This is a genomic window from Spirosoma litoris (assembly GCF_054776755.1).
This window is the reverse complement of record NZ_BAAHBI010000070.1, coordinates 1-12,113: the sequence shown is the minus strand read 5'-3', so window position 1 is coordinate 12,113 and position 12,113 is coordinate 1. Positions and strand designations below refer to the sequence as shown.

The 12,113-nt window shown below is 47.0% G+C and carries 11 protein-coding genes and 1 tRNA gene; 7 read left to right on the top strand and 5 right to left on the bottom strand.

Annotated elements, in window-relative coordinates; genetic code table 11:
* Positions 1-107: 107 nt before the first annotated feature.
* Together ACYVGR_RS32970 and ACYVGR_RS32965 are read left to right on the top strand one after the other, a co-directional pair.
* Entirely contained in the window at positions 108-1,052 is a 945-nt protein-coding gene (locus ACYVGR_RS32970; protein WP_460964481.1) for a cation diffusion facilitator family transporter, read from the top strand.
* Between the two features lie 217 nt (positions 1,053-1,269).
* Positions 1,270-1,800, top strand: coding sequence for a hypothetical protein (locus tag ACYVGR_RS32965; RefSeq protein WP_460964479.1), 531 nt, complete (start codon positions 1,270-1,272; stop codon positions 1,798-1,800).
* 114 nt (positions 1,801-1,914) lie between these two features.
* Here the strand turns inward: ACYVGR_RS32965 and ACYVGR_RS32960 are convergent, their stop codons facing one another.
* Together ACYVGR_RS32960 and ACYVGR_RS32955 are read right to left on the bottom strand one after the other, a co-directional pair.
* The gene (locus ACYVGR_RS32960; RefSeq protein ID WP_460964477.1) at positions 1,915-2,514 is read right to left on the bottom strand and encodes a YbhB/YbcL family Raf kinase inhibitor-like protein; all 600 of its coding nucleotides are present in this window, start codon (positions 2,512-2,514) and stop codon (positions 1,915-1,917) included.
* A gap of 65 nt (positions 2,515-2,579) precedes the next feature.
* A complete protein-coding gene (locus ACYVGR_RS32955; protein WP_460964475.1) occupies positions 2,580-3,404 on the bottom strand; it encodes an SGNH/GDSL hydrolase family protein in 825 nt (274 codons plus the stop codon).
* Between the two features lie 223 nt (positions 3,405-3,627).
* Between ACYVGR_RS32955 and ACYVGR_RS32950 the strand changes: the two genes are divergently transcribed.
* A complete protein-coding gene (locus tag ACYVGR_RS32950; protein ID WP_460964473.1) occupies positions 3,628-4,308 on the top strand; it encodes a GNAT family N-acetyltransferase in 681 nt (226 codons plus the stop codon).
* A gap of 395 nt (positions 4,309-4,703) precedes the next feature.
* On the opposite strand, the gene ACYVGR_RS32945 is transcribed toward ACYVGR_RS32950, so the two are convergent.
* From ACYVGR_RS32945 to fabD, 3 genes are all read right to left on the bottom strand, one after another.
* Entirely contained in the window at positions 4,704-5,960 is a 1,257-nt protein-coding gene (locus ACYVGR_RS32945) for a cation:proton antiporter (RefSeq protein ID WP_460964471.1), read from the bottom strand.
* A 215-nt stretch (positions 5,961-6,175) separates the two neighbouring features.
* A tRNA-Gln gene (locus ACYVGR_RS32940) sits at positions 6,176-6,246 on the bottom strand.
* A 127-nt stretch (positions 6,247-6,373) separates the two neighbouring features.
* A complete protein-coding gene (gene fabD, locus ACYVGR_RS32935; RefSeq protein ID WP_460964469.1) occupies positions 6,374-7,249 on the bottom strand; it encodes an ACP S-malonyltransferase in 876 nt (291 codons plus the stop codon).
* A gap of 504 nt (positions 7,250-7,753) precedes the next feature.
* Here fabD and ACYVGR_RS32930 point away from each other — a divergent pair.
* From ACYVGR_RS32930 to ACYVGR_RS32915, 4 genes are all read left to right on the top strand, one after another.
* Positions 7,754-8,449 (top strand): succinate dehydrogenase cytochrome b subunit, encoded by a 696-nt coding sequence (locus ACYVGR_RS32930; RefSeq protein ID WP_182459180.1) that lies wholly within the window; start codon positions 7,754-7,756, stop codon positions 8,447-8,449.
* Positions 8,450-8,566: 117 nt separating this feature from the next.
* Positions 8,567-10,504, top strand: a complete 1,938-nt coding sequence (locus ACYVGR_RS32925) for a fumarate reductase/succinate dehydrogenase flavoprotein subunit (RefSeq protein ID WP_460964467.1) — start codon at positions 8,567-8,569, stop codon at positions 10,502-10,504.
* Positions 10,505-10,607: 103 nt separating this feature from the next.
* The gene (locus ACYVGR_RS32920; RefSeq protein ID WP_460964465.1) at positions 10,608-11,366 is read left to right on the top strand and encodes a succinate dehydrogenase/fumarate reductase iron-sulfur subunit; all 759 of its coding nucleotides are present in this window, start codon (positions 10,608-10,610) and stop codon (positions 11,364-11,366) included.
* A 207-nt stretch (positions 11,367-11,573) separates the two neighbouring features.
* Entirely contained in the window at positions 11,574-12,011 is a 438-nt protein-coding gene (locus ACYVGR_RS32915; RefSeq protein WP_460964463.1) for a hypothetical protein, read from the top strand.
* Positions 12,012-12,113: the final 102 nt, after the last annotated feature.

The window sequence follows — 12,113 nt, the reverse complement described above, 5'->3', positions numbered from 1 at the left end:
TCAGCCTGACACCACGCGAACGCGAGTCCGTACCATACGTGCCATTATCCACCAAAAAGAAGTAGTTTGAGGTTTGAACATCTGAAACCGGGTTCAGTTTCAACACTATGGCCTCTTCTAAAACACCAATCTACACGGCGTTAGCCGCTAATTTAGGTATTGCCACCACTAAGTTTATTGCTGCCAGTATTACAGGAAGTTCGGCGATGATTTCGGAAGGGATTCATTCGTTGGTCGATACGCTGAATGAGTTGTTGCTGCTGTTGGGGCTTAGCCGAAGTCAACGTCCACCCGATCAAAAGCGTCCATTTGGGTATGGACGGGAGCAATATTTCTGGGCTTATGTAGTGGCACTCCTCATTTTTGCCGTAGGTGGGGGCGTTTCCTTTTATGAAGGTGTAACCCATATGCAACACCCAGAATTGATCAAAGACCCGTTCTGGAACTATATTGTATTGGGGGTTGCCTTTACGTTAGATGGTTATTCCCTGATTACGGCCTGGCGGGCTTTCAATGCCACCCGTGGTGATCAATCGCTCTGGGCGGCTATAAAAGATAGTAAAGACTCGGCTACGTTCACGATTCTGTTTGAAGATGCGTCGGATGTCTTAGGGCTAATCATTGCCTTTCTAGGCGTGTTTTTAGGGCATACCTTTAACAACCCCTATCTGGATGGGCTGGCGTCGATTCTCATTGGCTTGTTGCTGGTCAGCGTAGCCGTTGTTCTGGCGCGTGAAAGCAAAAGTTTACTTTTGGGTGAAGGGGTTTCTCCGCAACTGTCAGCCCAGTTAGTGGCCTTGACTGAGGCCGATCCGGCGGTTCTAAAGACGGTTCAAATTGCGACAATCTATCTCGGCCCAGAAGAAATCACCTTAGTGCAGAGCGTAAATTTCCACGCTGAATTAACAACCGACGCCATCAATCAGGCCATTGTGCGCATCCATGCGTCAATTCAAAACGCTTTCCCGGAAATAAAACACCCGTTCATTCAGCCGGTAGCCATGCCTGAAAACAGCGACATAACACTTCCTCGAACAGGCGTAAGTCATTAGGGTGTTGAGTATCAGATAATAAAAGTAGAGCCTATGTCTATTCTTCGCCACTTGTGTACTGGTGCCCACCGCTCTTAAAGCCAAAGCCGCTTCCTGTATAGTTGCCTTAATGAGGGCCTTCGGGTTGTTGTAGGTTTGATTCATCAACGGAAAACAAGGCCGCCTAAACCATCGGCTTTTCCTAAAAATCACTCACAAAACAACCAATTATTCAGTCATGAAAACTACGTATGTAATTGCCCTGTTTGCCATCATTTCTACACTTAGCGCGTGCAGCAAAAAACCAGATGACGTAATGCCTGCTCAAACGCAGACCACCACGACCCCGACTACTCCCACAACCCCAACTACCCCTACACAGTCGACCACTCAGGTCGCAGCGGGTTTTCAGGTTAAGGTAGATGGATATGTGTATACACCTGACTTAAACTATGCGCTGGCCAGCTCGCCAGCTGATGATACTTACTACGGGATTTATGGCCTCGACAGTAAAACCGGAAATCTGGTTGCCCTTTTGTTACCTAAAACCGTTGGCGAAGGCACCTTCCCGATTAACACGGTCAATCTTGGTATTATGACCGTTAATCAATATGACTTCTCGACCCGAAATGGTGGCACAGGAACCGTCACGATTACGAAGAAGACGGCTACCAATGTGATCGGCACATTTAGCTTTACGACCTATGATGCATCCGGTACAATCAAAAGTACGTTGACTGAAGGCAGCTTTAATGTCGCGTTTAAGTAGCTTTTTTATTCTCACCGGGTTAAAACCCGGCGCAAAAACACAGAAAAATGAACTGCGCCGGGTTTTAACCCGGTGAGAATAAAAAGAAATTAATTAGTTCGACTCAATGATTAGTTACTGAGGCCGCTTAAATAATCCTACGTAAGCTGCCTTGCCAAGTACGTGATTCTGAATTGCTTTCATAACATTCTGACGGGTTTCGGACCCTTCGGCACTAGGCTTCACATCGAGTTTCGTATCCAACGCGTAGAGTTCAAATATGTAATGATGCAAAGGCCCCGAAGCAGCCGCGCCTGGCCCACGATAGGACGGCGTGAATACATTCATCTGATAGCTGCCATCCGGTAATTGTGCCCCGCCAGGAATCCCTTCGGGCAGCCCTGTGAGGTTGGCCGGAATATTCCAGACCAGCCAGTGAAGATTGTCATCAATGCTTTTGTTGCGGCTTACATCCACATCGTGCATATGAAGGATAAAACTCTGCGTACCTGCCGGAACGTTGGTCCAGCTTAACTCCGGTGACGTCCCTCCGCCTGGAGCTGCACCGGGAGCCGCCTGAGTAAACTTGATCGGGATAACTCCACCATCTGGAAAAGCCGAACTGGTTAATCGCATAGGTGGAGCTGCTGGTGCCGTTGTTGATGTAGGCTGCTGGGCAAAGGTTGCCGAAATGCTACAGACCAGCAGTGTGATAATGAGCGTAAATCGATTCATGGTTACGTCTTTGTTTAGCAAGCTTGATCGGAACATGTTTCAGGATGATGACCTGTCGGTTCCGGTTAATACCGTTTCATGATCTTAACCAGCTGTCGGCTAATGAGTTCATAGCCTTTATCGGAAGGATGCAACCCATCGTAGGTTTTATCAATTGATTCAACTGGATAGGGGTACTCATCCGTTTCGGGATTAAAGGGAATATCAATGAATTTCGGATATGGATAGTTGGTGTAAATCCCGCTTTTGGGATCTTTCAGTCGTTTATACTTAACCAGCTTTTGGGCCTCTAAGCCTTTTAGGTGATAGAGATCAACCACAGGGAAATGGTCAAAGCGACCAATTGAATCGATTGCGTTGGCGAAAGCTTCGAGGTATTGGCCATTTTTAGCTTTGTACGATCCATAGGCGTTATTTTTGAAATTCGCCAGATAAACGAAATCGACTCGCTGCATGGGCGTGATCAGAATAATTGGTGCCTTCGGATTTAAACTTCGGAGTTTATCGACAATGATGCGGAATGAGCCATAGACGGTGTTATTACCCGTATTGCGTTGATAATCGTCCAGGCGACCTAAAGGCCGACCCGACCACCAGTCATTTGTGCCCAAAAAGATCGAATAAACATCTGCTTTAGTCAGGCCTAATGTTTCGACAGCCTTTGCAATGCCGCCCGAAGTCCAGCCATTGTGGCCCTGATTGATGTACTTTATGTAAGGCAATTCCTCCGTTACTCGGGTCATATACCCTTTCGTAATTCGATTTCCGGTTTCATCTTTATGCTCATTCAGGTAGGTAATCGAATCGCCGATGGCTACCCAAGTAAGTTCTTTGTGTTCGATCGAGCTGGTCAAACCAACCAGCATTAAGAGCAGAACCAGATTTTTCATGATACTGTGTTTCCCGTTGTATTGCCTGAAAAGAGGAATGTCCGACCTGTTTACTGATGAGATTTGCCGTTCCAGGATCACAAATCATTCCTGTATTTTGGGCCTGTTAGGTAAAAACGCAGTTTTGGGCCGTATAGAACCCTATTTCCTAAGCGTGCGTTTAGCCTTCCATAAGGTAGAGTTCATCGTATAGGGATTGAGCGTGCCCATTATTAATTACCTAATGAAACATATTCTGGATAATCCAGCCTGGAATGCACTGTGTTCCGGCAATCGTCAATTGTCTGTAGGAACTGAAACCGCCAAGTATTTTGTCGCAGAAGTGTCGCCCTTTGTGGGTATTCGGGAAAATACCCCGGAAAACTTTGACCACTTGCACCAAATTGCCCCGTCTGATAGCGCGATTATTTTAATTGCCGACGAGCCGCTAGCAATTCCCGAAAGCTGGAAAATACTGAACCGGATAGATGGTTTTCAGATGGTTTATACGAAACATGTTGACCCTGTTCCGCCAACGGCACCAATTGTGTCCTTAACCGAGCAGCACGTGCCTCAGATGTTGGCCTTAACTAAATTGACGAATCCGGGGCCTTTTTCGCGGAGAACAATTGAGTTTGGCCATTACGAAGGAATTTTTGACGGCGATGCGCTGGTGGCGATGACTGGCCAGCGGTTACACGCGTTTGACTTTGCCGAAATTAGCGCGGTCTGTACGCATCCCGATTATCTGGGTAAAGGATATGCCCGACAACTTATTCTCAATCAAATATATCGAATTCAGGCCAATGCGGGCACGCCTTACCTGCATGTCCGATCCGATAATACGCGGGCTATTGGTGTCTACGAAGCTATGGGATTTGAACGTCGAACCGAAATTTACTTTTACGTATTGTTCAAGAATTAGCGTATTGTAACAGGTATTAAAAACTGATTTCTGCTATTCCAACGATAGGAGGAATCTCAAAGCCAAGTCGATAAAGCTTTTAATGTGAATTATGGCCCGTAGGGCCTTCACAGCGAAGCGTTGGTAGAAAGAAGAATTTGGTTTTTAGGGCAAAATTTGCCGTCAGGTACATAACTATTGTGTACCTGACGGCACGCGTTCTCTACACATGGAGATATTTCTACAGACACTGCGCTGTTTTATCCCTACAGGATTTTGCTCGCTTTATACGTTAAAATCAATTCGGGCTATGTCTAATCCCGAATTCAAGTTGTGGTTCGGCCAAAATCGGCTGCCCAATTCCCTTTCCCAAGAGTACTCAGTGGTCTATAAATAGGCGGGACTCAAAAATTCTGTTACTGCGCTTCCGAAATTTCAAGAGATTTCTTCGGACTTGTAAGCTTGCTCACTGTCAACCCTTGCACCATAACGGAGAAAACAACAATGAAATAAGTGATTGACAAAAACAGGTTCTTATTTAGGTCTTCGTCGATAGATAATGCCAGTGCCACAGAAACGCCACCACGTAAACCACCCCATACCAGAATAGTAATCGTTCGTCGATCAAATTTTGTATCGAAGGGAATAAGTAAGGTTGGAACCCATATCGAAATGAATCGGGCGAATAGCACCACGGCGATGCTGATAATTCCTACCAGCCAGTAATTCATAATGTGCGGGATCAAGAGCAATTCAAACCCAATAATCAGGAAAAGAATAGCGTTCATGATCTCATCGATTAACTCCCAAAACTTATCCAGATAATCGCGGGTATTCACGGAAATACGGGTGGCTTTCCCGAAGTTACCAACCACTAATCCGGCCGCAACCATCGTTAATGGCCCCGAGATATGCATAGCACGGGCCACTAAATACCCGCCCATAACCACGGCCAGCGTAATTAACGCCGATACATTGGCACTGTCGATTTTCTGCATAGCCTTAGAGCCAACATACCCAATCAGCAGCCCCATACCGAAACCGCCGAGCGCTTCCTTAATGAGCAGCCAGGAGATGTTACCAAACGATAGATCGACATCCGACCCCTGGGCCAGCTGCAATAAAACGACAAATACCACAACGGCCACGCCATCATTAAACAGGGATTCGCCCGCGACCTTTGTTTCCAGCGATTTGCGCACACCCGCTTTTTTCAGAATGCCCAATACGGCAATCGGATCGGTTGGCGAGATTAAGGCACCAAAAACCAGGCATTGAATTAAAGGAACATTCAGCCGGAAAAATGGTAATAGGAAATACGTTAAAACGCCCACCAGTAACGTCGATATAATCACACTGATTGTCGAGAAAACAATAATGGGTGCACGCTGCTCCTGAAGGTCTTTGAGTCGTACATGAATAGCGCCTGCAAAAAGCAGAAAGTTGAGCATGGCGCCCATCAGGATTTCGGTAAAATCCAGATTGGCTATAAAACGCGAGAAACTATCGAACAGGTTTGGGAAGATATTCCCCGTAATAACCAGGGCTACCGAAACCACCATAGCCATCAGCATAATACCGATAGTAGGCGGCAATTTTAAGAAGCGTTCGTTGACGTAAGAGAATATAGCGGTTAGAACAATGAGGACTGAAAATGAATAGTATAATTCCATATAATGACGATGAGTGGGAGGTGACAAACCGCATTATACGAAAAAAAAGGGACTTTTGCCAGTGATCGCTGAAAGGCTTTGGGTGAAGAAAGGAGGAATGACGGGTAATTTGTTAGCGAAAAATGAACCGCTACAACCACATGAAAGGTGTGTTTTAAGCTAAAAACAAAAAACGCTTAACCGACTGATGAATAGTCAATTAAGCGTTTTTGTAGTAGCCCGACCAGGATTCGAACCTAGACAAACAGAACCAAAATCTGTTGTACTACCCTTATACTATCGGGCTGCTTTTGCAATTGCGAGTGCAAAGATAACCGATGAATGGGTTTAAAAACAAATACTAGCTCAAAAAAAATAAGTTTTTTGCTCAACAAAATAGATTACTTCCTGATTTACAGAAACCTATTTGTTTGTTAAATACTGGCTACAGGCGTAGCAGGGCTAATCTTTTTGATTAATCCCTGAAGAACTTTGCCAGGTCCGCACTCAAAAAAGCTGGTCGCACCATCAGCCACCATACGTTCAACGGATTGGGTCCATCGAACGGGTGATGTAAGTTGAGCAATCAGGTTTTCTTTAATTTGCTGAGGGTCCGTTACGGCTTCCGCATTGACGTTCTGATAAACGGGGCAGCGCGGTGCGTTGAAGGTCATTGTTTTCACGGCTTCAGCAAATTCGTTTCGGGCGGGCTCCATAAACGGGGAGTGGAAAGCGCCACTTACTGCCAGCGGCACAACCCGCTTGGCTCCGGCAGCCTTCAGGCGCTCTTCGGCTAGTTGGATGCCAGCTACGCTTCCCGAAATGACTACCTGACCAGGACAATTGTAGTTGGCAGGAACCACAATCTCTTCGGTGATGCCCGCACATACTTCTTCAATAGCCGCGTCGGCCAAGCCCAGTACGGCAGCCATAGTCGATGGGGCTAACTCGCAGGCACGTTGCATGGCCGTTGCCCGAATTGACGCCAACCGAAGACCATCTTCGAATGACAATACACCCGCTGCTGTAAGCGCCGACAATTCACCAAGCGAGTGACCCGCCACCATTTCTGGGACAAATGAATCGGTGGTGAGGGCCATGACAACACCATGCAGAAAAACGGCAGGTTGCGTATAAATGGTTTGTTTCAGGTCTTCGTCGGAACCTTCAAACATGATTTTGGTCAGGTCGTAGCCCAGCACCTGATTTGCCTGATCGAACAATTGGCGGGCAGCGTCGGAGTTCTGGTAGAGGTCCTGGCCCATACCGCGAAACTGCGAACCCTGGCCTGGAAATACGTATGCATTCATAATGAAATTCTGTTGACTGGTGAAATGGTCAAAGGGTGCGAAAATAGCGGGATAATTGTCGTTCTTCAAACGGGAAATCGTACGCTACTGTTTAAGTTTTTGACTACGAGGAATTTATGTCAATTTGGGGATGAGCTGTCGTTAGTGCGTACTATGGATAAACAATGGACTACCACAGCCCGTTGTCAAACTAATCTGGCCGAAATAGACCGCTGATTTTTAGGGGTTATCAGATTGGTTATAGTTTTTGCAGGCTGGCTGACAGTCTTGGATTGAACGCTATAAATACGATCAGGACAAAGATTTTCTGGAAAAATTATACTGATTACAAAAAACGACAACCTATTGTAATCAACTAATTTATACCGGCTGTAAATTAAGTTATAAAAAGGCGGATAATACCGCTTAACCTTGTTTCCGTGGCGTTTGTGCTTTAGCTTTGATGCGCCGTTTAAAGCGGCTTTTCTTCAATCGTTTACACTAAATTTTCGTGTCGTTCACCGTATGGCTTGGGTAACACAAACTCTGTCCAGCTCCCTCGGCCGCAAGGTCATTATGTCGCTGACGGGACTGTTTTTATGTTCTTTTTTAATTGTACATATGGCTGGTAACCTCCAGCTGTTTAAGGGTGATGGCGGACGGGCCTTCAATGAGTATACGTACTTCATGACGCACAATCCGCTGATCAAGACCGTTTCTTACCTGCTTTATACCTCTATTCTGGTACATGCTCTGATGGCGTTTATTCTGACGCGCCATAATCAGGCATCACGCCCTATCAAGTATGCGTATAGCAAGCCAGAAGCAAACAGCGATTGGTCGTCTCGTAACATGGGTATCCTGGGGTCTATCCTGCTGTTTTTCATCGTCGTACACATGCGTACATTCTGGTTCGAAATGCACTTCGGGGCAGTTCCTGTAGCCGAATATGATGGGAAAGAGTACAAAGACCTGTACACAGTTGTGCAGGCTGCCTTTGGCGAACTGTGGTATGTAGCCCTGTATGTTATCTGTATGGTAGCCTTGGGTTATCACCTGGCGCATGGTTTTCAAAGCGGCTTTCAGACATTGGGTATCCGGCACAAGAAATATACCCCAGCTATCGAGTTCCTGGGTAAATTTTTCTTCGCTATCATCATTCCGGCAGCCTTTGCGGCCATGCCGATTTACGTGTATTTACAGGTTCACCATATTATTTAAAGAGTGAAAGAGCGAAAGAGTGAATTGCGAATTGACCACTGTAGGTAATTCACCTTTTCATTCAATGGCGACTTAATCTTCGCTCTTTCGCTCTTTCAGTCTTTCGCTCTTTAAAGCATGACACTGGAATCTAAAATCCCCGCAGGTCCTTTAGCCGAAAAATGGGCACGGCATAAATTTGCGTTGAAACTGGTCAACCCGGCCAACAAACGTAAATACGATATTATTGTAGTAGGTACGGGTCTGGCTGGTGCTTCGGCGGCTGCGTCGCTGGCAGAGTTGGGCTATAACGTAAAGGCGTTCTGTTTTCAGGATAGTCCACGTCGGGCGCACTCGATTGCGGCTCAAGGTGGTATCAACGCGGCTAAAAATTACCAGAACGACGGCGACAGCGTGTTCCGTTTGTTCTATGACACCATCAAAGGCGGTGACTACCGCGCTCGTGAGGGCAACGTACATCGGCTGGCCGAAGTCAGTGTAAATATCATTGACCAATGCGTAGCGCAGGGTGTTCCGTTTGCTCGTGAATACGGTGGTACACTGGCCAACCGGTCGTTCGGCGGTTCGCAGGTGTCGCGTACGTTTTATGCGCGTGGTCAAACGGGGCAGCAGCTACTGTTAGGCGCTTACTCGGCGTTGAGCCGCCAGGTATCGACCGGAAAAGTAAAACTATACCCACGTACCGAAATGCTCGACCTGGTTGTTGAGGGGGGCAAAGCACGGGGTATTGTGGTTCGGAACCTGATCACGGGTAAGATCGAATCGCATTCAGGGCACGCAGTGTTGCTTTGCACAGGTGGTTATGGTAACGTGTTTTACCTCTCGACGAATGCGATGGGTTGTAACGTAACCGCTGCCTGGAAAGCCCACAAAAAAGGTGCGTTTTTTGGAAACCCTTGCTTCACCCAGATCCACCCAACCTGTATTCCGGTATCGGGCCACTATCAATCGAAACTGACGCTGATGTCGGAATCGTTGCGGAACGATGGCCGGGTTTGGGCGCCGAAAACCAAAGAAGACGCTGAAAAAATTCGGAAAGGTCAGTTGAAACCAACCGATCTGCCCGACGAAGCGCGTGACTACTTCCTCGAACGCCGGTATCCATCGTTCGGTAACCTGGTTCCTCGCGATGTGGCTTCGCGGAACGCTAAATACGTTTGCGACGAAGGCCGTGGCGTAGCGAAAACCGGTCTGGCTGTTTATCTCGACTTCGCCGATGCGATCAAACGCGACGGTCAAAAAACCATTGAAGCCAAATATGGTAACCTGTTCGAGATGTACGAAAAAATCACTGGCGAAAACCCGTACGAAACGCCAATGATGATTTATCCGGCGGTTCACTACACGATGGGCGGTTTGTGGGTTGACTACAACCTGATGACCACGATCCCTGGTTTGTATGCCCTTGGCGAAGCGAACTTCTCAGATCACGGTGCTAACCGACTCGGTGCATCGGCACTGATGCAAGGTCTGGCCGACGGTTATTTTGTAATTCCATACACCATCGGTGATTATCTGGCCACTATCGGCCCTGCGGATAAAATCCCTGTCGATTCGCCCGCTTTCAAAGAAGCGGAGAAGAAAGTTCAGGACCAGATTACCCGTCTGTTATCTATTAAAGGCGACCGTCCTGTCGATGATCTGCATAAAGAACTGGGCCACATCATGTGGGAGTACTGCGGTATGTCGCGCACAGCCGAAGGGTTGGCCATTGCAAAGCAGAAGATTCAGGCGCTGAAAAAAGAGTTCTGGAGCAATGTGAAAGTGCTGGGCGATGCCGACGAAATGAACCAGGCGCTTGAACAAGCTGCTCGCGTGGCCGACTTCATGGAGTTGGGTGAACTGATGGTCGATGATGCGCTGAACCGGAACGAATCGTGTGGTGGTCACTTTCGTGAGGAATACCAGACGCCCGACGGCGAGGCTTTGCGTGACGATGAACATTACGCCTACGTAGCTGCCTGGGAGTATCAGGGTGAAGGTAAACCTGAAGTACTCAACAAAGAAGTACTTGAGTTTGAAAATGTAAAACTGACACAGCGGAGTTATAAATAAGTGATGGGTTTATGGTATTTGGTTTACGGCGAAATAATGCGAAAGCAACTTTTTGCGTCAGCCCACCGTAAACTAAATACCGTAAACCGTAAACCCGTCAAAGATGAAAATTAACCTAAAAGTCTGGAGACAGAAAAATAGCAATACCGCCGGAAAACTGGTCGAATATCAACTGGATAACGTATCGGAAGATATGTCGTTTCTGGAGATGTTCGACGTACTGAATGACTCGCTGACCCGGAAAGGCGAAGATCCTGTTACGTTCGACCACGATTGCCGGGAGGGTATCTGCGGTACGTGTTCGATGTACATTAATGGACGTCCGCACGGCCCGCAAACAGGGGCTACTACCTGTCAGTTGCACATGCGTTCGTTTAACGATGGCGATACCATTGTGGTAGAACCCTGGCGGGCCCGCTCGTTCCCGGTTATTAAAGACCTGATGGTTGACCGGTCCGCTTTCGACCGGATTATCCAGTCGGGTGGTTACGTGTCGGTGAATACCGGTTCGGCCCGTGATGCCAACGAAATCCTGATTCCTCGTACCATTGCCGATGAAGCAATGGACGCTGCGGCCTGTATTGGTTGCGGTGCCTGCGTAGCGGCTTGTAAAAATGCATCGGCTATGCTGTTCGTATCGGCGAAAGTATCCCAATTGGCCATTCTGCCACAAGGTCAGTCGGAGCACAAAGAGCGGGCTGAACGCATGGTGGCGCAAATGGATGCCGAAGGTTTCGGTGCTTGTTCATTCACCGGCGCTTGCTCGGTTGAGTGTCCAAAATCGATTTCACTCGATCACATTGCCCGCATGAACCGTGAATATCTGGGCGCGAAAATCAGCTCAGATAACGTTAACGGATAAAAATAGAATAGCAAAGAAAGCCCGGCTAGTGATGGTCGGGCTTTTTTGTGTTTAAAAAGAATAACGTTTGATTATATAACAAAAATCAAACTTGACTGACGACATTTAAACCGACAACTAAATTCGTAGTTCAAAAGCTGAGCTGGAGTAAAAGAATTATTAATTAGCTTCGTTTCGTAGATAGGTTCCACTTAAACATCCTATCTCATGCGCCCTTTATTCATCCTTTTTCTGCTGATAACACTGGCCACTTTAACCGTTTCCGGTTCTTGTCTAGCTCAAAATCCCAATTATGATGTGACAATACTGGCCGATGGCAAACCGCTAGAACTTACTCAAGGCATTCCCGTGGGTACTAAAGCAATCCACTTAATCGGCCAGCTTACTCCAAAAAGCCAGCAAGAATACCCTCAACTAAAACACGAGGTGTTAATTCATAAGGCTACCCTGAACTTAGTCCGGGACATAAGACGAGTAGGCTTTATTACTTGGCCAAGCGATGGAGGCATCGCTACCTTATTTAAAGAGGCTAAAGTGGGGGATCGGTTCTTGGTTCAGTTTGATGATGTAGAGCTACAAACCAAACAAGGACAGACCCAGAAGCTAGACAACTCGAAGCTAGTTCAGATTATGGTCAGAGAGTAAAGTATACATGAGTAACTATCACTCAGGCTAACATAATTGCACTTATACAACAGAATGTATCGCCCTGAAATAGCTTGACACTAACCGTGTAAAGTTATGATA

Coding starts and splice junctions, on each gene's coding strand:
- ACYVGR_RS32960 (WP_460964477.1), bottom strand. CDS start 2,514: ATGAATCGATTTACGCTCATTATCACACTGCTGGTCTGTAGCATTTCG.
- ACYVGR_RS32930 (WP_182459180.1), top strand. CDS start 7,754: ATGGCTTGGGTAACACAAACTCTGTCCAGCTCCCTCGGCCGCAAGGTC.
- ACYVGR_RS32955 (WP_460964475.1), bottom strand. CDS start 3,404: ATGAAAAATCTGGTTCTGCTCTTAATGCTGGTTGGTTTGACCAGCTCG.
- ACYVGR_RS32915 (WP_460964463.1), top strand. CDS start 11,574: ATGCGCCCTTTATTCATCCTTTTTCTGCTGATAACACTGGCCACTTTA.
- fabD (WP_460964469.1), bottom strand. CDS start 7,249: ATGAATGCATACGTATTTCCAGGCCAGGGTTCGCAGTTTCGCGGTATG.
- ACYVGR_RS32925 (WP_460964467.1), top strand. CDS start 8,567: ATGACACTGGAATCTAAAATCCCCGCAGGTCCTTTAGCCGAAAAATGG.
- ACYVGR_RS32950 (WP_460964473.1), top strand. CDS start 3,628: ATGAAACATATTCTGGATAATCCAGCCTGGAATGCACTGTGTTCCGGC.
- ACYVGR_RS32970 (WP_460964481.1), top strand. CDS start 108: ATGGCCTCTTCTAAAACACCAATCTACACGGCGTTAGCCGCTAATTTA.
- ACYVGR_RS32920 (WP_460964465.1), top strand. CDS start 10,608: ATGAAAATTAACCTAAAAGTCTGGAGACAGAAAAATAGCAATACCGCC.
- ACYVGR_RS32965 (WP_460964479.1), top strand. CDS start 1,270: ATGAAAACTACGTATGTAATTGCCCTGTTTGCCATCATTTCTACACTT.
- ACYVGR_RS32945 (WP_460964471.1), bottom strand. CDS start 5,960: ATGGAATTATACTATTCATTTTCAGTCCTCATTGTTCTAACCGCTATA.